The organism is Campylobacter peloridis LMG 23910, assembly GCF_000816785.1.
Classification (GTDB): Bacteria; Campylobacterota; Campylobacteria; order Campylobacterales; family Campylobacteraceae; genus Campylobacter_D; species Campylobacter_D peloridis.
In genome coordinates this window covers 547170-567041 of record NZ_CP007766.1, presented here as the reverse complement: position 1 = coordinate 567041, position 19872 = coordinate 547170, and the positions used below count along the sequence as shown (strand labels likewise).

General features: G+C 28.3%; 20 protein-coding genes and 2 tRNA genes. 4 read left to right on the top strand and 18 right to left on the bottom strand.

What is annotated here, in order from left to right:
* Positions 1 to 2 precede the first annotated feature (2 nt).
* From pgp3 to CPEL_RS02785, 4 genes are read right to left on the bottom strand one after another with little or no spacing between them, the layout of a single operon-like run.
* Positions 3 to 809 (bottom strand): peptidoglycan metallopeptidase Pgp3, encoded by an 807-nt coding sequence (gene pgp3 / locus CPEL_RS02795; RefSeq protein WP_044598529.1) that lies wholly within the window; start codon positions 807 to 809, stop codon positions 3 to 5.
* On the bottom strand, positions 806 to 2800 hold the full coding sequence (glyS, locus tag CPEL_RS02790) for a glycine--tRNA ligase subunit beta (RefSeq protein ID WP_044598528.1): 1995 nt from the start codon (positions 2798 to 2800) through the stop codon (positions 806 to 808). The genes pgp3 and glyS overlap by 4 nt, the downstream gene beginning before the upstream one ends.
* 33 nt (positions 2801 to 2833) lie before the next feature.
* The gene (locus CPEL_RS09210) at positions 2834 to 2974 is read right to left on the bottom strand and encodes a hypothetical protein (RefSeq protein WP_167332807.1); all 141 of its coding nucleotides are present in this window, start codon (positions 2972 to 2974) and stop codon (positions 2834 to 2836) included.
* Complete coding sequence (locus tag CPEL_RS02785) at positions 2974 to 4416, bottom strand: alanine/glycine:cation symporter family protein (RefSeq protein WP_044598527.1); 1443 nt, start codon at positions 4414 to 4416, stop codon at positions 2974 to 2976. The genes CPEL_RS09210 and CPEL_RS02785 overlap by 1 nt, the downstream gene beginning before the upstream one ends.
* A 219-nt stretch (positions 4417 to 4635) precedes the next feature.
* Between CPEL_RS02785 and CPEL_RS02780 the strand changes: the two genes are divergently transcribed.
* Both CPEL_RS02780 and CPEL_RS02775 read left to right on the top strand, forming a co-directional pair.
* The gene (locus CPEL_RS02780) at positions 4636 to 5388 is read left to right on the top strand and encodes an amino acid ABC transporter permease (RefSeq protein ID WP_044598526.1); all 753 of its coding nucleotides are present in this window, start codon (positions 4636 to 4638) and stop codon (positions 5386 to 5388) included.
* The gene (locus CPEL_RS02775; RefSeq protein ID WP_044598525.1) at positions 5381 to 6109 is read left to right on the top strand and encodes an amino acid ABC transporter ATP-binding protein; all 729 of its coding nucleotides are present in this window, start codon (positions 5381 to 5383) and stop codon (positions 6107 to 6109) included. The genes CPEL_RS02780 and CPEL_RS02775 overlap by 8 nt, the downstream gene beginning before the upstream one ends.
* Here CPEL_RS02775 and CPEL_RS02770 read toward each other — a convergent pair.
* The 4 genes from CPEL_RS02770 to CPEL_RS02755 form a co-directional block, all read right to left on the bottom strand.
* Positions 6106 to 6570, bottom strand: a complete 465-nt coding sequence (locus CPEL_RS02770) for a tRNA (cytidine(34)-2'-O)-methyltransferase (RefSeq protein ID WP_044598524.1) — start codon at positions 6568 to 6570, stop codon at positions 6106 to 6108. The two genes, CPEL_RS02775 and CPEL_RS02770, sit on opposite strands and share 4 nt — an antisense overlap.
* Positions 6571 to 6585: 15 nt before the next feature.
* Positions 6586 to 6662, bottom strand: a tRNA-Arg gene (locus CPEL_RS02765).
* 43 nt (positions 6663 to 6705) lie between these two features.
* The gene (locus tag CPEL_RS02760) at positions 6706 to 7719 is read right to left on the bottom strand and encodes a fla regulon two-component system sensor histidine kinase FlgS (protein WP_044599500.1); all 1014 of its coding nucleotides are present in this window, start codon (positions 7717 to 7719) and stop codon (positions 6706 to 6708) included.
* 4 nt (positions 7720 to 7723) lie between these two features.
* Entirely contained in the window at positions 7724 to 8413 is a 690-nt protein-coding gene (locus CPEL_RS02755; RefSeq protein WP_232088151.1) for a DUF234 domain-containing protein, read from the bottom strand.
* Between the two features lie 220 nt (positions 8414 to 8633).
* On the opposite strand from CPEL_RS02755, the gene CPEL_RS02750 reads away from it, so the two are divergent.
* Positions 8634 to 9899 carry a cysteine sulfinate desulfinase gene (locus CPEL_RS02750; protein WP_044598522.1) on the top strand — a complete coding sequence of 422 codons (1266 nt, stop codon included), beginning with the start codon at positions 8634 to 8636 and terminating at the stop codon, positions 9897 to 9899.
* On the opposite strand, the gene CPEL_RS02745 is transcribed toward CPEL_RS02750, so the two are convergent.
* From CPEL_RS02745 to CPEL_RS02720, 6 genes are all read right to left on the bottom strand, one after another.
* Positions 9900 to 10661, bottom strand: coding sequence for an amino acid ABC transporter, permease/substrate-binding lipoprotein (locus CPEL_RS02745; RefSeq protein WP_044598521.1), 762 nt, complete (start codon positions 10659 to 10661; stop codon positions 9900 to 9902). It lies immediately after the preceding gene.
* A gap of 193 nt (positions 10662 to 10854) precedes the next feature.
* On the bottom strand, positions 10855 to 12018 hold the full coding sequence (ftsW, locus tag CPEL_RS02740; protein ID WP_044598520.1) for a putative lipid II flippase FtsW: 1164 nt from the start codon (positions 12016 to 12018) through the stop codon (positions 10855 to 10857).
* 109 nt (positions 12019 to 12127) lie between these two features.
* Positions 12128 to 12934 (bottom strand): adenylosuccinate lyase, encoded by an 807-nt coding sequence (locus CPEL_RS02735; protein ID WP_044598519.1) that lies wholly within the window; start codon positions 12932 to 12934, stop codon positions 12128 to 12130.
* Between the two features lie 18 nt (positions 12935 to 12952).
* A complete protein-coding gene (locus CPEL_RS02730; protein ID WP_044598518.1) occupies positions 12953 to 13669 on the bottom strand; it encodes an arginyltransferase in 717 nt (238 codons plus the stop codon).
* The gene (locus CPEL_RS02725; protein ID WP_044598517.1) at positions 13666 to 13929 is read right to left on the bottom strand and encodes a hypothetical protein; all 264 of its coding nucleotides are present in this window, start codon (positions 13927 to 13929) and stop codon (positions 13666 to 13668) included. The genes CPEL_RS02730 and CPEL_RS02725 overlap by 4 nt, the downstream gene beginning before the upstream one ends.
* Positions 13929 to 15371: an acetyl-CoA carboxylase subunit A gene (locus CPEL_RS02720; protein ID WP_414437338.1), complete on the bottom strand. Its 1443-nt coding sequence runs from the start codon at positions 15369 to 15371 to the stop codon at positions 13929 to 13931. The genes CPEL_RS02725 and CPEL_RS02720 overlap by 1 nt, the downstream gene beginning before the upstream one ends.
* A 117-nt stretch (positions 15372 to 15488) precedes the next feature.
* Between CPEL_RS02720 and CPEL_RS02715 the strand changes: the two genes are divergently transcribed.
* Positions 15489 to 15565, top strand: a tRNA-Arg gene (locus CPEL_RS02715).
* 9 nt (positions 15566 to 15574) lie between these two features.
* Here CPEL_RS02715 and tgt read toward each other — a convergent pair.
* From tgt to folD, 4 genes are all read right to left on the bottom strand, one after another.
* Positions 15575 to 16693 carry a tRNA guanosine(34) transglycosylase Tgt gene (gene tgt, locus CPEL_RS02710; RefSeq protein ID WP_044598516.1) on the bottom strand — a complete coding sequence of 373 codons (1119 nt, stop codon included), beginning with the start codon at positions 16691 to 16693 and terminating at the stop codon, positions 15575 to 15577.
* 89 nt (positions 16694 to 16782) lie between these two features.
* Complete coding sequence (locus tag CPEL_RS02705; protein WP_044598515.1) at positions 16783 to 17949, bottom strand: pyridoxal phosphate-dependent aminotransferase; 1167 nt, start codon at positions 17947 to 17949, stop codon at positions 16783 to 16785.
* A 158-nt stretch (positions 17950 to 18107) separates the two neighbouring features.
* Complete coding sequence (gene lepB / locus CPEL_RS02700; protein ID WP_044598514.1) at positions 18108 to 18956, bottom strand: signal peptidase I; 849 nt, start codon at positions 18954 to 18956, stop codon at positions 18108 to 18110.
* On the bottom strand, positions 18953 to 19801 hold the full coding sequence (folD, locus tag CPEL_RS02695; protein ID WP_044598513.1) for a bifunctional methylenetetrahydrofolate dehydrogenase/methenyltetrahydrofolate cyclohydrolase FolD: 849 nt from the start codon (positions 19799 to 19801) through the stop codon (positions 18953 to 18955). Before folD ends, lepB begins: the two co-directional genes overlap by 4 nt.
* Between the last annotated feature and the right edge of the window lie 71 nt (positions 19802 to 19872).

Here is a 19872-nt window from a genome sequence, read left to right as displayed (position 1 = left end):
CATTATAAAGCATTGAATTTATTAATAAAATCAAGTGGATTTACCTGAACACCATTTACTAAAATTCCAAAATGCAAATGTGGCCCTGTAACTCTTCCGCTTGCTCCACTTAAACCTATCACTTCACCTTTTTTGACTTTTTGCCCAACTTTTACATAAAGTTTTGATAAATGATAATATTGAGAATAAATTCCATACCCATGATCAATCACTACTGAATTTCCTGCATAGTAGCGATTTGAAGCAATTTTTACTATACCATCATTGCTGGCTTTGATTTTAGTTCCACTAGCTGCTCTAAAATCAGTTCCACTATGGTAGCTTTTTAAACTTCCATTAAACAATCTTGCCTTACCAAATTCACTAGTGATTTTAGACTCTAAAGGATAAATGAATTTTCCATTAAATAACGCATTATTAGTGTAGCTATTATAAACACTCAATGCTTCTTTGTATTCTGTTTTTATGCGTTCTAAGACATTTTTTGGTGGATTTACTTTGGAAGAACTTACTTTTAAAGACTCTTTTGTGTAATTTCCTTCTTTAAATTTAATAAAAATCTCTTCTTTGGTTTTGTCTTTAAAATTTATAAAAATTGTTCTGTTTTTAGGTTCTTTATAAGGCATAGCTATGCTTATGATTACTTTATTTTTGTAAATAAAAAATGGTAGATTTTTAGAATTAGAACTAGCTTGAAAAAAATTATTTTTATCAAATTCTAAAAACTGAACCTGCCCTTTAATGAGTTCTATTTCTTTAGAATTTAAAGTTAAAAATAAAAAACATATAAAAAATATAACTTTTTTCATAGGCTAATTTCTTTAATATCTGCAATTTTTAAAAACTCTTTGTATATTTCGCAAACTAAAGCTTGGCGATTGTTTTTGATTTTTTCATCTTTATCATTTATCATTACTTTATCAAAAAAATCATCTATTTGAGGTTTTAATGCAAAAAGATTTTCCAAAAGTTCTTGAGTGTTGTTTGAATTTTCTTTACAATCTTTAAAAGCTTGATATAAATTCTTTTCCTCTTGAGTGTTGAATAAATTTTCATCAACTTTAATATCATTAATAATAACTATATTTGCTAATCGCTTAAATGTAGCAAAATTTTGACTAAATTCTTTTTTGCTGGCATTTTGTATTAAAGCTTTAATGCAAGAATCTATATAAATAATATCATAATTTTTAGAGCTTAACACTGCTTTGATAAAAGAAGCATTGACTGCATAGAAAGTGTATAAACGCTCTAAAATAAAGTCAAGTAAAAGGTTGGTATCAAAATTTTTATATTCGCTACTTATCGTTTTTAAAAAACATTTAATATCAAAATTTTTATGCAAAGCTAAGATTATTTTTAACACTCCATTAGCTGCTCTTCTTAAAGCATAAGGGTCTTTTGTTCCGCTTGGAATTTTTCCAATAGAAAAAAGCCCCATGAGTGTTTCAAATTTATTTGCTAAAGCAACTATAGCACTAAATTCATTACTAGGCATAGCACAATTATCTCCATTTGGAAGATACTGCTCTTTAATAGCCAAAGCTATATCATCACTCATTCCCATAGCTTTTGCATAATATGAACCCATAATACCTTGTAAATTAGTAAATTCATAAACCATTTGAGAGCTAAGATCTGCTTTAGAATATTCAATGGCTTTTAAAATTTCTTCTTTTTTTGTATTGGCTAAAAACTCACAAAGCTTAAGGGCAATTTTTTGCTCTCTTTTAACTTTATCTTCTAGTGTTCCAAGTCCTTCAAGATAAGCCATTTGAGCTAATTTTTCATTACTTAAGCCGTGTGCAAGATCATTTTTCCAAAAAAACATCGCATCGCTTAATCTTGCTCTTAAAACCCTCTCATTTCCATTGATAATTTTAAAATAATCTTTACAAACTGCATTAGAAACTACAATGAAGTGATTGCTTAAAGTGTTATTTTTAAAAACCGCAAAATATCTTTGATTTTCTCTCATGGAAGTAATGATAACTTCACTTGGAATTTCTAAATACTCTTTTTCAAAATGCCCCAACAAAGCCTTTGGATATTCAGTAATAGCTACAACCTCAGCTAATAATTCCTCATCTTCAGCTATAACAATATCGTTTTCTTTTTCAAGGTTTTTTAGCTGAGTTGTAATAATTTGTTTTCTTAAATCTTGATCTAAAATAATATAATTTCGCTCTAAAATTTCAAAATATTCATCAATATTTTCAAAAGCTACTAAATCATAACTAACACTTCTATGAACAAAAGTGCTTTTGGAACTTTTAACTCCATAACTTTGAAATTCAACTAATTTTTCACCTAAAACACAAGATAATGAACGAATGGCTCTAATAAATTCAAAGCTTCCATCGCCCCATCTCATTGTTTTTCCAAAATTTAAACTTTTTAAGAAAGTTTCTATCATTTTAGGCAAAACTTCTTCGCTTTTTAAGCCTTGAACTTGTTTTTGGCAAAATAATACTTCTTTTCCTTTTATTTCTTTAAATTCTATTTCTTCTTCTTTCAGATTATTTTTTTCTAAAAAACTTACACCTGCTTGAGTAAGTTTACCTTCTTTATAAGCTATAGCTTTAGGTGCTCCTATAAATTCTACAAAAGAATCATCTTGTTTTTCTTTGAAATTTTCATGGATGAAAACTAATCTTCTAGGAGTATAGAAAAATTTAAATTCAGATTCTAAATGATACTCTTGTAAAATCTTTTCCCATTTTTTACTAATATTTGGAAGTTCTTTTAATAAAGGGATGGCAGGAAGCTCTTCTGTGCCTATTTCTATCAACAATTTCATTTTACACTCTTTTTTAAAAATTTTTAGTGTATTTTACCTATTTTTTTTAAAATCTTTCTTTGTTTTTTGCTTTTCTTCTCTTTGTTTGGCTTTTTCTTGCATTTGGCGATTAAAACCAAATACAAGAAAAATCATAAAACACACAAATAAAGTAATAATAATATAATCTATCATCAATCCCAACACTCTGCGTTTTTAATGCCAAGTTTTGAAGCACTAAAAACAGGATCTCTTCCTTGTCTTTTTTGCTCACTAAAATCTTTTAATACCTTTTTAACTATACCACCAAGCAATAAAATAGAAATAATATTAATCGTAGCCATAAAAGCCATAGTGGTATCGGCTAAATCCCAAGCAAATTTTAAATCCATATTTGCACCAATAAAAATCATAAGCACTGCACTTGCTTTGAAAAGATTAATGATAACTGGATTTTGAGTAAGGTATTTAATATTTGCTTGTGCATAATAATAATTTCCAATCAAAGAAGTAACTGCAAACAAAACTATACTTATAGTAGTAAAATGCACCCCTAAATTTCCATAGTATTCTTTCATGGATTCTTGCACTAAAGGTAAAGCTGTTAAAATAGGCTTACCATCTACTCCTATATTATTTGCATAAGCAAGCGAAAACAACACTAAAAATCCTGAACTTGTACAAATGATTACATCAATTAACACAGAAAAAGCTTGAATTACACCTTGTTTTGCAGGGTGAGTTGTAAGAGCTGAAGCTGCTGCATTTGGAGCTGAACCCATACCTGCTTCATTAGAAAATAACCCTCTTTTTATACCTATAACCAAAGCAGAACCTGCAAATCCACCAAAAATAGCTTCAAAATCAAAAGCACTTTTAAAAATCATAGAAAAAACATCTGGAATTTTTTCAAAATTCATAAACATAGCAATGATAGACAAACCAACATAAATCATAGCCATAATAGGAACAATCACTGAACTCACCTTGCCGATTTTTGTATGATCACCAAAAAACATATATGCAGCAAATATAGCTAAAATAGCTCCAATTACAATAGGCCACCAACTTTGAGAAAAGCTTACTTCGCTAGCATCAACCATACCTTTATAGTAAAATTCAAATGCTGAAGTCATGGTTTGACTTTGAAGTCCATTAAAACCATAAGCATAAGTAATGATTAAAATCACAGCAAAAATAGCACCCAACCATTTTAAATTTAAAGCTTTACTAATGTAATAAGCAGGACCACCTTTAAAGCTTTTTCCATCACGACTTTTATAAACTTGTGCTAAAGTGCTTTCTGCAAAAGCTGAAGCTCCTCCAAAAAAAGCCATAGCCCACATCCAAAACAAAGCTCCAGGGCCACCTAATACAACAGCAACTGCAATACCTGCGATATTTCCTATACCAACTCTTGAAGCTGTTGAAATCATCAAAGCTTGAAAAGGAGTGATATGATGCTTTTCATGCTTTTCTTGTTTTTCTGTTAAGATGTCAAATACATATGGAAGCATTCTAAATTGCACAAAACCAGTTAAATAACTATAAAAAAATCCTGTTACAATAAGCAAAACTACCAAAATGGAGTAGTATTGATTATTTACAAAATCAACAAATTGGAGCATTAAGTCCATATTTTCTCCTTTTTAAAATATTTATAAATCATAAATTTAGCATAAAAAAATGAATTTGTCATAAAAAATTATAATTTTATATTAATTTTATTTTATTTTTTACAGCTTTAGTATTTTTTACTTGAAAATTACAAACACACAAACTAAATTTTAAGCTTTAAGTAAAAAGAAAACTTTATTTTTATAAACTTTTGTTTTAATTTTTTATAAGGTGAGAAATTGAAACAAAATACAATTAAACTTTTTGTATTTTTTAGTATTATTATTTTTTGGGCTTATTTTTCTTTTCCTATTGAAATTTTACAAATAAAAGATCAAAATGGTTTGGCCACAGGAGAATATGCTTACACTATAGAAGCAAAAGCTTATGTTAATAGTTATTTTACAACTTTAGGGCTAACTATAGGTGGTATTTTAATAGGTATTGTACTTGGGTTTTTTTTAGCATTTTTAAGATTTTTGGAAATTCAAAGTTTAAATTTTATTATAGATGAATACATTGATATCATACGCGGAACACCTTTACTTTTACAACTTTTAATATTTTCTGTAGTAATTTTTGCTACTTGGAGTGATAATTTTTATGTTGCTATCATAGCACTTGGACTTAATAGCTCAGCTTATGTAGCTGAAATTGTAAGAAGTGGAATTCAAAGTGTTGATAAAGGGCAAATGGAAGCAGCTAGAGCGATGGGACTTAGCTACTCAATATCTATGAGAATGATTATTTTTCCACAAGCTGTTAAAAATATTTTACCTTCATTGATGAATGAATTTATTTCTTTATTTAAAGAGACTTCCATTGTGGGTTATATTAGCGTTATGGATATTACCATGCAAAGTAAAAGCTTACAAGCTGTTTATTACAACCCTAAACCTATCATTTTTACAGGACTTGTGTATTATGTAAGTGTTAAGATTTTAACCCTTTTTGCAAGAATTATAGAAAAGAGATTAAATAAGCATGATTAAAATCGAAAATTTAATTAAAAAATATGGTGATTTAGAGGTATTAAAAAATATTAGCGTAAAAATTCACAAGGGTGATATTATAGCAATTATTGGTCCTAGCGGGGGTGGTAAAAGCACCTTTTTACGCTGTATAAACAAGCTTGAAACTCCAGATAGTGGAAGTATATATATTAACAATATAAATATATTAGATCCAAAAACAAATATTAATCAAATTCGCCAAAAAGTAAGTATGGTTTTTCAGCATTTTAATCTTTTTAATAATAAAAATGTTTTAGAAAACTTATGTTTAGCTCCTATACAAACTAAAATAATGAATAAAGATGAGGCTATAAAAAAAGCAAGAGAATTATTAAAAAAAGTAGGTTTAAGCGATAAAGAAGAATATTTTCCTCATAAATTATCAGGCGGACAAAAACAACGCATTGCTATAGCAAGATCTTTAATGATGAATCCTGATATAATTTTATTTGATGAACCAACCTCAGCTTTAGATCCAGAAATGATAGGTGAGGTTTTAAGCATTATGAAAGAAGTAGCTAAAGAAGGTTTAACTATGCTTGTAGTCACACATGAAATGGGCTTTGCAAGAAATGTAGCCAATAGAATTTTTTTCATGGATAAAGGTGTTATAGCAGTAGATGAATGCCCTAAAATAGCCTTTGAAAAACCAAATAATGAAAGATTGAAAGAATTTTTAAATCAAGTATTAAATCATTAAGCTTTGAAAGAAGCAAAATTTTGTCTTAATGCTTCATAACTTATAATACCCACACTAGTAGCTAAATTTAAACTTCTACCACAATCTTTCATAGGTATAGTAATAGCATTTTCCCATTTTTGTTGCATAAGTTCCAGTGGCAAACCAAAACTTTCACTTCCAAAAAATAAAAAATCACCTTGTTTATAGCTTACATCAAAATATGTTCGCTTAGTTTTTGTTGTTGCGAAAAAAAATCTATCTTTAAATTTCTCATTTTTAAGCAAAAAATCATCTAAGCTATCCCAAAGCAAAGGATTTAATTTTTTCCAATAATCAAGCCCTGCTCTTTTAACCGCTTTTTCATCTATACTAAAAAGTGGATTTATAATATGCAAAGTAAATCCTGCGTTAAAACACATTCTACCTATACTTCCTGTATTTTGTGGTATGCGAGGCTCAACTAAAACTATATGAAACATTAAAAAACCTTTAAATGGTGTCCCCAGCAAGGTTTGAACTTGCGGCCTCAGAATTAGGAATTCTGCGCTCTATCCAGCTGAGCTATGAGGACAAAATGGTTTTATTATTCTAAGTAAAATTTTATTTTATAGAGCTTAAATTTTTAACTCTATAAAAAAACATTTTGGATTTTCATCAAAACCTAAAATTCCATTATGTGCATCAATAATTTGTTTTGATAAAGAAAGTCCTAAACCATTTCCTTTTAATTTTGTAGTCTTAAAAGCTTCAAAAACCATTTTTTTATCTTTTATAGCCACTCCGCTATCATAGACTTTAATAAAAATTTTATCTTCATTTTGCTCGCATTGAACCTTTATATAACCATCATTTTCACTTTCTTCAATAGCATCTATAGCGTTGTAAATTAAATTCTGCAAAACTAAAGCAAGTAAAGATTTATCAGCGTTTATTTTGATATCTAAAAACTCAAATTTAAAATCAATATTTGCTAGATAATTATAAGCACTAACAGCCTGTTCGCATTCATCTTGCAATTCCTTTAAATTAAATTCGTTAAAATTAACATGCACTCCTTTTGTAAAAAGCAAAGTAGAATTAACAATGCGTTCAACTCTAGAAATTGCTTTTTGAATTTCTAAAACTATATGCTTATTTTTTAGCTCACTTCTTTCAAATAAAGTTGAACTTAAAAGCGAAATGGAGCCGATTGGATTTCGTATTTCATGAGCTAAATGTGCTGCAATTGTCCCCATGCTAGCTAATCTTTCATTTCTTTTTTCATCGCTAATATCTGTTGCATTCACTATGAGTTTATCAGTGTGAGAGGTTATTTTTATTAGATAAAATTTATGATCAAATTCAAGCTCATAATGCGTTTTTTCAAGATTAATACTTTCTAAAAGTTCTGGTTTTTGCGTTGCAAGATTATTTTGTAAAATAATATTTTTTTTTGCATCTAAAATCCATAGTGCCATAGGTAAAACTTCAATAATTTCACTCACCATTTGTCTTAAAGCTGTGTAGTTTTCATTTAGCTGTTTGTATTCGTTTTCAATTACATAAGTTTGTTCTATTAAAGCTTTAAGTCCTTGTTGTAAATTTTCTTTTTCACTAGAATCTAAGCTTTTTAATATATTCTCATCCATAGTTTTATTCCTTAAGTAAAAATTTAAAATCATCCAAAGTATACAAAAGCAAATTACGCTCCTTATTTAAAACAAGTTCTTTACTAAAACCACTTTTTGAAAAAAGAACAAATAAATTAGGTTGAATTTGAAGTTGTTTTGCTTTGTTTTTTAAAATATTTAAAATATTTTTACAAATTTTCCTTTCTTTAAATTTTGCTTCACCCAAAACACAAAAACCATTTTCATGATAATAAAGATCTATTTCACAATAATAATTCCAAAAACTAAATACCTGTTCTACTTTTAATTTTTTTGCTAAAAAATCTTTTGCTAAAAATTCAAATATAAGACTTTGATAATTTTCTAAATTATTTTTGATTAGTTCTAATAATTTATCGTATTTTTTTTCATCAACTAAATTTAAATTTGGATATACAAAATAAAAGAAAAATCTTAAACCTTGATTTTTAAAAATTAGCTTATCTTGAACAATATAAGATCTTAATTCTTTTTTTATTTTTTGCCTTTTATTTTTAATGATAGGCTTTTCTTGGCTTTTTTCTAAAATTAAAATATTTTTTTCTAAAAGTTTATTTATGATACCAAGAGCTTGAAAATGTGGAATAAATTTATTTATAGAATATCGTTTTCTGTCGTTTTTACTTAAAATGCACAAAGCTTTTAAAGAATTTTCATCTAAATTTAGTTTCAATAAAATATTTTGAGCATTTTTTATAAAAATATCTAAAATATTTTCATATAAATTTTTCTTATTATCAAAAATAAATTCATCAAAAACACTATAAAAATCAAATAGTTCTTTTATATCAAAATCATTATATAGTTTTGAAAAATCACTAAAATTTATAACTATATCCTTAATTTTAAATCTATTGTATGTTATAATTTTAACAAATTTTTGAGGATTTTTATTGGAAATAAAAGATTTAAAAAACGATATTATTTTAAAAAAAGGTATACATTATTTTGATTTTACAGCTAGTGCTTTAGCATTAAAAAGTATAGAAAAAAAAATAAAAAAAATTTTAACAACCTATGCTAACACCCATTCTGATAGCTCTTTGAATTCTTTTATAACTCAACAATACTATGAAAATGCAAGATATGACTTAAAAAAATATCTTGAACTTGATGAAACCTTTGCCTTAATATCATGCGGTAATGGATCATCTGCTGCTATAAAAAAATTTCAAGAATTACTGGGTTTATATATACCACCATTGATTAAACAAAAATATTTTCAAAACATTGATAAAAAATCTTTACCTTTGGTTATAGTAGGTCCTTATGAGCACCACTCTAATGAGCTTTCTTTTAGAGAGGCTTTATGCGAGTGCGTGCGAATTCCTCTAGATAAAAATGGTGAAATAGATTTTATATTTTTGCAAAAAATACTACACCAATCACAACATAGACAAATCATAGCTAGCTTCAATGCTGCTTCAAATGTAACTGGAATTTTAAGTGATTATAAAAGAATTTATACTTTAATTAAACAATACAAAGGAATTGTTGCTTTTGATGTATCCACTTTAGCACCTTATGCGAATTTGGATTCTAAATTTTACGATGCTGTGTTTATTAGTTCTCATAAGCTTCTTGGAGGGGTTGGATCCTGTGGTTTACTTGCAATTAAAAAGGATTTATGCGGAAATATCCCTAGTTTTGCAGCAGGTGGAACCGTTGGTTATGTTTCAAGAACTTCGCAACAATATGTGTGTGAAATAGAAAATTTAGAAGAAGGTGGAACACCTGGAATTATTCAGCTTATTAGAGCAAGCTTAGCTTTTAAAGTTCGCAATGCAATCGGACTTGAAAATATTGCAAAAAAAGAACAAGAACTTTGCGAATATTTTTTTCAAAAATGTCAAAATTTTTCCAAAATGCATTTATACGCAAAAAATATCACACACAGACTTCCCATCTTTGCTTTAAACATAGAAGGGATTTCGCCTTTTGATTTAGCCTATATACTAAGCAAAAAATTTAAAATAGAAACAAGAGCAGGTTGTGCTTGTGCTGGTCCTTATGGGCATGATTTGCTTAATTTAAAAGATAACCAAGAATTATTTTTTAAACCTGGGTGGTTAAGAGTTGGATTTCACTATATACACACAAAAGAAGATATTGATTATTTTATTAAAGCCTTGAAAGAAAGTATCAAGGCTTTGAATTGATTATTGTAAATCGTATTTTTCTACGATTTTTTGGTAAGTTCCATCAGCTTTAACTTTTTCCAAACCTGCATTGATTTTTTGAACAAGCTCACTTTGCTTTCCTTTATCAAAAGCTATACAAAATCCTGAACTTCCATCATTTTCTTCTAAAAATGCTTCTAGATCTTCATTGGTTTTTAAATAACCTTTACCAATATCTTTATCTGTTAATACCGCATCTACTTTTCCAGCTTTTAAAGCTAAAATTGCACCTAACATTTCTTCACTTGCAACAACTTGTGCATTTGGAATTTCTTTAGCAGCACTTTCTTGTATGGTTCCAAGTTGAACACCTATTTTTTTACCTTCTAAACTTTGCTTGTTACTAACGCTAGTATCTGTTTTTAGTTTTAAATATAAATTTTTGGTATTAAAATAAGTATTACTAAAATCCATACTTGTTAATCTTTGTGGAGTTGAACTCATTGCCGAAGCTATCATGTCTATTTTTCCAGCTTTTAAAGCAGGGATTAATCCATCAAAACTCATATTTACCCATTCAAGCTTTAAATTTTCTCTTTTTGCGATTTCTTCAAGTAAATCCACATCAAAACCAGTAATTTTTGTATCTTTAATAAAATCAAAAGGAGGATAATTTGCAGCTATACCTACTTTATAAACTTTTTCATTAGAAACATTATTTGCTTGATTTTTATCACTTGAGCAAGCACCTAAAGCTAATATACCAAATAACGCTAAAACAACATATAAAATTTTTTTCATTTTAATCCTTTTTCAATAGTAATTTAAAAATATAAATAAAAAATTATAATATGCCTAAACGCCTGTATTTTTTCATATTGCCTCCTTAAATTTTTAATGTAGGCAAAATTATAGCAAAAAAAAGTTTTTTGTAAAGAGTTGTTGTAAAATTATTTTTATTTAAGTTAAAATTTATATATTTTGATTAGTCTATTTATATTTTTACCTTTTTGCTAATCATTAAAACATAACCAATACCAAGACAAATTGACCACATAGAACTACCACCATAACTTAGAAGCGGAACAGCAACACCTTTAAGTGGAGTTAAAGATATAATACCAAAAGCATTCATAAAAAATGAGAATAATAATAACAATGCAACACCCGAGCAAAATAAAAAATGAACTTTATTTTCACAACGCCCAGCAATCCTAAAAATTCTAAGTATTACCATAAGATAAATTATACAAATAACACCCAAGCCCAATAAACCAATTTCTTCGGTAATACCTGATAAAACAAAATCCGTATGAACCTCACTTAAAAATCCCAACTTAAATGTTCCAAGACCTAAACCTTCTCCAAAAAATCCACCATGAGCTATAGCATTTAAACTATGCGAAATTTGATATGGCTCAGAATTATGACTCACTCTTAAAGAATTTGCAATCCACTCAGGAAATAAAGGCAAAAATGCATCTTGAATATTTCCCCACCAAGCAGAAATACGCTGAATTCTTCTTTGATTGCTTAAAATCACTAAAACACCTATCATACCTACTATAACTATACCAAAAGCAAAAAGTCTTTTACTAGCTCCTGCAAAAAATGCCAAAGCAAAAACTAAAAAAAATGATATAACGCTTTGCCCTAAATCATTTTGTGTCATATAAATATAACCTATAACAAACGCCGCTAATATAAAATAAGGAATTAAAATTAAAATTTCATGTTTAATAGCTTTTTTACTATCATCAATTCTTCTAGTATAAGACCATGCAAGAAAGTAAATCAAGCCTATTTTAAAAAATTCAACCGGAGAGATAGATAAAGGGCCTAATCTAATCCATCTTTTAGCTCCACCTGCTGCTGTTGCTAAAAAAGTAGGCAAAAAAGGTAATATAATAATAAACAAAAATGATATCACCAAAATGCTTATCATCAAATAATGAGCCATTTTAGTATCAGGGTTTAATCTTGAAATAAAATAAATAATAGCTATACCACTAATTCCAAAAAAAAGCTGCCTAATAAAAAAATGAAATTCGTTATATTCTAAATATAACACCGTAAAGGCACTTAAAGAATACGAAAAAAGTATTCCTATAGTGATTAAAATACAACTTAAAAAAAATAATCTTCTATCAGCAACCATTTTTTTCCCAAAAATATATATAAAAGATTAATTTTAATAAATTACAACTTAAAATGATGTTATTTTGTGTATTTAGATTATCAATTTATCTTGCTATGCACTTAAAATATCAAGTATTATTTTTATATAAAGATTTCAAGCTTTCATATGCAAGTTGAATTTTTTCAAATTCTTCACGACAATAAGCTTGTTCAATTTTGCTTTTACCTTGGTGGCGATCAGGATGATAAATCTTTACTAAATTTAAATAATTTTGTCTAATAGTAGCAAATTCATCGTTGCTATTACATCCTAAAGTTTGAAAATAATTTTCAAAAAGCTTAGCAAGAGCATTAAATTTCCAATTAGTACTAGCTTTGTTTTTCATTTTATTTCTAAATTCTAAAAGCTGACTTTCATTAATGGTAAAGTCTATACAATACTTTAAATGCTCATTAACACTAGCTAGTATTTCTAATAAATTTAGAGTATTATCGTCTTTATATTCTACAGAAAAAATACAATTTTTTTCATCATAAGAGCTCTTATGATCTTTAAAATACTGCTCTAAATAAACAGCAAAAAGTTTTTCGTTAGAGCTTAATGTAATTAAAATATTTCTTTGTGCAAAACCTATTTTAGCAAAAATAACCGGTTTTAAAGTATTAGCTTGTGCTAAATTAAGCTTAAATGTTTTATAGTGAGCAAATGCAAGATTATCAATTTGATTTCCCGTATCTTTTTTATATTTATGATTAACAAGTTTTAAAAAATACCTTCTTTGAGGAATTTCATTTTCAACAAAAAAAGATAAGGTTTTGTTTTTATTTCCTATAACTTTTGAAAAATTTTTACGGATAAGATCTTGAAAATATTTAAACATTAAAAAATCATCTGTATTAACACTAACTGATTCTAAAGTTTGAACTACCTGCATAAAATCCTCTCTATAAAACTAACTCCACAAAAATGCTTCTTCATTTAAAGCACTAGTGTATTTTAAAATTTCATTTGGACTATAATCGGCTTTATAAGATAAAGATTGACACCCTTTTACAAAATATCCTAAATATATATATTTTAATTTTTTAATTTGAGCAAGTTTAATTTCAGTTAAAAGAGAATACTTTCCAAGACTCAAGTGAGAAAAATCTGGATCATAAAAACAATAAATACTAGAAATTCCATCTTCTAAAATATCAATCAAATCAACACAAACTAATTTATTATCAATATAAAAATCTAGCTCATAGCCAAAATTTCTAGCATTATCTATATAAAGATTATAATATTTTCTAAAATTTAAATCATATATTTTCCAATTTCTTTTGTTTTTTTGATGATAATGATATTTTTCATAAAGCAATAAATGCTCATCACTTAAAGATGGTTTTTGTAGAATAATCTTAGTTGCAGTATTTTTTTTTAAAACCCTACGATAACTTTTACTAAAACGGAAATTTTCAACTAAAATTCTTAAATTTTGACATTCATTACAATCATTACACACTGGTCTTGAAAAATACGAACCAAAACGCCTCCAACCTCTAGAAACTAACTCTTGATTTTGAGATTTGGTAATGAAAGATATATAGTTATATTCATTTCTACAAAATTTATTTTCAAGATAAGGACATTCTTCCTCTAAAGTACAAAAACCTATAATATTCATTTGAGTTTTTTAATATCACTATTTTTAACAAATTCCATAAATTCATTTGCAAGTCGTTCTTCTTTTAAAAAAATATTTTCAAATTCTTGCTCTTGCTTCTTGCTTTCATTTTGTATAGTTAATTCATCTTGTATAGATTCTAACCTACTATTTTTAAAACTAACTCCGCTCTTACTTGATTTAATTTTATTTTTTTTATTTATAGCTTGCTCTTTTTGAAGCTCTTTTTTTATGTCTTTTAACTCATCTAAAAAACTCATTACTCTCTACTTTCTTTGATTTTTTGCAATGCTGCAGCTATAGCAGCAATTACTTCTTCTTTGTTTTCTTGATGCCTATCTTCTGTTTTTTCCAAAAGCTCTTCCATGTGCGTTTCTATAAATGAAGTATCAAAATACCCTCTTCTAAATTCTCTTATTTTAGTAATTGCAATCAAAAACGGCACAGTCGTTCTAATGTCATCAATTACAAATTCTTTTAAAGCTCTTTCAAGTCTATTTACTGCACTATCATAACTTGAACCTTTGACAATTAATTTTGCAAGTAAAGAATCATAATATGGAGGAACTGTATAATCTTTATACAAATGGCTATCCACTCTTACAGAAGGTCCTAAAGCTGGAAAATATTCTGTAATTTTTCCAGGACTTGGAATAAAATTTTTCCATACATTTTCTGCTGTAATTCTAGCTTCTATAGCAAAGCCTCTTGGCTTAATATCACTTTGCTCCAAATCTAAAATTTCTCCATTTGCTATACGAATTTGTCTTGTGATAAGATCAATTCCTGTAATTTCTTCTGTTATTGGATGTTCTACTTGAATTCTTGTATTCATCTCCATAAAATAAAATCTATTATAATCATCAAGCAAAAATTCAACCGTTCCAACATTAGTATAACCCACAGCTTTTGCAGCAGCAACAGCGGTAACTCCTATAGTTTTTCTTAATTTTTCAGAAATACTTGGACAAGGTGCTATTTCAATGATTTTTTGATGTCTTCTTTGGATAGAGCAATCTCTTTCACAAAGGTGTATAATATTTCCGTAATTATCTGCTAAAATTTGAAATTCAATATGCCTTGGATTAATAACATATTTTTCCATAAAAACTTCATCGTTTTTAAAAAAACTAAGTGCTTCTCTTTTGCAAGCTTCAAAAGATTTTTCCAAATCTTCCTCTTTGTGCACCACGCGTATACCTCTACCGCCACCGCCGCCACTAGCTTTTAAAATCACAGGATAGCCTATTTTTAATGCCTGAAGTTTTATTTCTTCTAAAGTGCAATGATTAAGCTTTTCAGTACCTGGAACCACAGGAATTCCATTTTTTTTCATTAAATATCTTGCTATGTTTTTATTTCCCATTTTACGGATAACATCAGATTTTGGTCCTATAAAGATAATCCCTGCTTCTTCACATTCTTTTGCAAACTCATAATTTTCACTCAAAAATCCATATCCAGGGTGTATAGCATCTGCCCCACAAGCTTTAGCAATTTCTACTATTCTTTTAGCATCTAAATATCCTCTTATTGCATCAGTTCCTATTCTATAAGCCTCATCAGCAACTTTTACATGTAAACACTCATAATCAGGTTCAGTATAAACAGCTACGCTTTTAATATGCAAGTCTCTACATGCGCGTATTACCCTTACAGCTATTTCACCTCTATTTGCTATTAAAATTTTATGTATCATCATATATTTTGCCTTAAGCTAAATTATTTAAAGAAGATTAGCATAAAAATGTAAAAATTCTATAAAATATGCATTTTTGCTAATTTTAAGATTTTTTTGATAGAATTCCTACTTTAATTTGCGCCCATAGCTCAGCTGGATAGAGCATTTGATTGCGGTTCAAAAGGTCAGAGGTTCGAATCCTCTTGGGCGTACCATTTTTTAAACTAACTTCTTTGCCTATAAAATTCTTTTTTAAAATTTTCAAATTCATTTTTTATAATTGCTTCTCTCATTTGCTTGACTAAATTTAAATAATAATGTAAATTATGCAAACTTGCAAGCCTAAAAAAAGTCAGTTCCTTGGCTTTAAATAAATGATTTAAATAAGCTCTTGAAAAATTTCTACATGTATAACATGAACACTTTGGATCTATTGGGGTATGATCTGTAATAAATTCTGCTTTTTTAATATTAAATTTACCAAAACTTGTAAATAAAGTTCCATTTCTTGCATTTCTTGTTGGCATCACGCAATCAAACATATCCACTCCTCTTGAGACATTTTCAACCAAATCCTCAGGAGTCCCAACCCCCATTAAATACCTAGGACGATTTTCATCCACATATGGCATCATAGCTTCAACCGTATCATACATAGCCTTGTTTTCTTCTCCTACGCTCAAACCACCTATAGCTAAACCATCAAATTCCATTTCACAAAGAGCCTCAGAGCAAATTTTTCTAGCTTCAAAATCAGTCCCACCTTGGATAATACCAAAAATATTTTGCCCTATACCAATACCTTGATTTTGCTTTATTTTGTGATAATCAATAGCTTCTTTTGCCCATTTTATAGTGCGTTTTAAAGACAACTCTATTCTTTCTTTGCTTGCTGGTAAAGCTACTAAATCATCTAAAATCATCATAATATCTGAATTAAAATCATATTGAGCATCTAAAACATTTTGAGGGGTAAAATAATGCAAACTTCCATCAATGTGACTTTTAAATTTAATCCCACACTCATCAGGTTTTGAATTTTTACTTAATGAAAAAGCTTGAAAACCTCCACTATCTGTTAAAAAAGAGCCTTCAAATTTACTAAAACCATGCAAACCTCCCATTTGTTTAATCACCTTAGAACCTGGCCTTAAATATAAATGATAAGTATTTGCTAAAATAATTTTTGCATTTAAAATTTCACTCATATCTATAGCATCTAAACTTTTAATCGCAGCCAAAGTTCCAACAGGCATAAAAATAGGGGTTAAAATTTCACTATGTGTAGTTTTTATACGGCAAGCTCTGGCATTTGCACTTTTATATTGAACTTCAAATTCCATTATTTTTCCTACATTTTTTATATAATCATACCAAAGACTTGCTTATAAGTTTTTTGAAAGAAAAGCCTGCTTTTAACAGGCTTGAGAAATTAATAATTTTTTACAAAATCAACAATTTTTTCACAACCTTCAATTATATCTTTTTCATTAGTTGCATAAGAAAGTCTAAAATAGCCTTCCATACCAAAACCAACACCAGGAACTAAAGCTACTTTTTGCTCTTGCAATAATCTTTTACAAAATCTCATAGAATCATTATCAACTTCTTTACAAGAAATAAATAAATAAAAAGCTCCTTGCGGAAGTTGTTCTAATTTCAATTTTTCACTTTTAGCTAAAATTTCACATGCTAATTCTCTGCGTTTTAAAAATGCTTGTCTCATCATTTCAATATCGCCATCTGCTTTACCAAGTAAAGCTGGTAAAGCTGCGTATTGAACAATAGAACAAATATTAGATGTACTTTGCCCTTGAAGTTTTTTTACAGCATTGTTAAATTCATTTATTTTGCTAGCCATATAACCAAAACGCCATCCTGGCATAGCCCCGCATTTGCTAAGTCCATTAATACTTACCGTTCTATTTAAAGCATCTTCACTAACTTGTGCAAAAGCACAAAATTCGCCATCATAAACTAATTTTTCATAAATTTCATCACTTAAAACAATGATTTTTGTTCCTTCTAAAACCTTAGCTAAAGCAGTTATTTCTTCTTTAGAGTATATAGCTCCTGTAGGATTTGATGGGGAGTTAAACATTAAAACTTTTGTTTTTGGAGTAATTGCTTGTTTTAATTGTTCTGGAGTTATTTTAAAACCATTTTTTGCTTCACCTTCTATAAATACTGGAGTAGCACCTGCAAATTTTACCATTTCAGGATAACTTACCCAATAAGGGCTAGGAATGATGACCTCATCACCCTCCTCAACAAGGCATTCAATAGCCATGAATAAAGAATGCTTAGCTCCTACATTGGTAATGATTTCGCTTATCTTATAATCAAGATTGTTATCTTTTTTAAATTTGTATTGTATTGCTTCAACAACTTCTTTTATACCAATAACTGGCGTATAAGCACCACAACCTTTTTCAATCGCTTCAATAGCTGCTTTTTTGATAACTTCTGGAGTATCAAAATCAGGCTCACCTGCTGAAAAACTAATAACTTTTTCTCCATTTGCTTTTAAATTTTTAGCAATATCAGTCATAACCAAAGTTAAGGATTCCCCTAAATTCTGAGATCTTTGACTTAACATTTTTTATCCTTTTATATGCTGTTTTTATTTTTGTTAATTGTTACAACTTGGAGCTTAAAAAAATATACGAATAAATATAAGAAAAATTATTTTTAAGAAATTGTGTAGAAACTATACATTTTCTACACAAAAAACAAACTACTTGTTTCTTTGGGTAATTATTCTAAAGCCTCTATATCGCTTTCATTATGATGAATAAAGCGTTCATCTTTTTCAACTGTTTCAACTAAACGCCCTATTCTTTCCCATCTTACTTTTTTATTTTCATCCCATGAAAAATATATAAACCAAGGCTGTCCTACTATATATTTATAATCTACACTACCCCAAAATCTACTATCGCTAGAATGATCACGATTATCACCCATCATAAAATATTCATTTTCAGGAACCTTATAATAATATGCATTAAATCCATAAATATTATTATCCCCTAGCTCCTTAAAAGATTCTGGTTGCATTGCAAATTGTCTTAAATTTAAATAACGAAATATTACACTATCTATATCTACCCTAGAATCATAATGAATTCCTTTTTCCAAATAAGGCTCTTTAACAAAAAGTCTTCCGCCTATAATCTTTGTTTTGTTAGGATAATAATCTTTCATATACTCATCACCCTCAATCATACGCACATATAAAGTTTTATTAGCAAAAATCACCTCATCCCCGCCTTTTGCTACACATCTTTTTACATAATGAATTTTTGGTTCATGAGGGTATCTAAAAACTACTATATCTCCTCTTTCTGGACCTTTTGCGCTAATTAAATGTCCATTTTTATTAAAATCAGGTAAGATTGGTATTTCTATCCATGGAATATGAGGAGTTGGAATACCATAAGAAAATTTTTTTACAAATAAAAAATCCCCTACCAATAAAGTATTTTTCATAGAACCACTTGGTATGGTAAAAGCCTGTATAAAGAAAAATATTATCAATAATACTACAACTAATGTTCCAGTCCAAGATTGAGTAAATTTATAAATTTTTTTCAAAAAATTCATTTTTTTATCCTATTTTTAGCTGATTTAATCGTGTTCTCCAAAAGCATTGCAATAGTCATAGGGCCAACTCCACCAGGAACAGGAGTAATATAGCTAGCTTTTTTACTTACATTTTCAAAATCTACATCACCAACTATTTTCCCATCTACTCTGTTTATGCCAACATCTACTACAATTACCCCATCTTTTACCATATCTTCTTTTAAAAGATTTACACAACCTGCTGCAACTATAATAATATCTGCATTTTTCGTATAAGTTTTTAAATCTTTAGTGTATATATGGCATACACTTACACTTGCATTAGCATTTAACAAAAGTGTAGCCATAGGCCTTCCCACGATATTAGAAGCACCTATTACCACAACATCTTTACCTTCTAATGGTATATTATAATGTTGCAAAATTCTTAAAACTCCCAAAGGAGTACATGGTATAAATCCTCCTTTGAGGTTTAAATTTAAATTACCCACATTAAATGGATGAAAACCATCAACATCTTTATTAAAATTAATGCTTTCTAAGATTATATCTTTATTAATATGCACTGGCAATGGAAGCTGAACCAAGATTCCATCCACGCTATCATCATGATTTAATGTATTAATCAAAGCTAACAGCTCATTTTGTGTGGTATTTTTATCTAATTTATAAACTAAAGATTTAATTCCACATTGCTCACAAGCTCTTGCTTTAGAAGCCACATAGGTTGCACTAGCAGGATCTTCACCCACTAAAATCACAGCCAAGCAAGGTTCTATTCTGTTTTTATTAAGCTCTAATACTTCGCTTTTTAAAGCTAACTTAATTTCATCACTTAACTGCTTACCATTTAAAAGTGTCATTTTATTCCTTGAGATTTTATAGCTTTTTTAATTTAAAAAATTGTATCATAACAAAACTTCTTTTTTGTTAA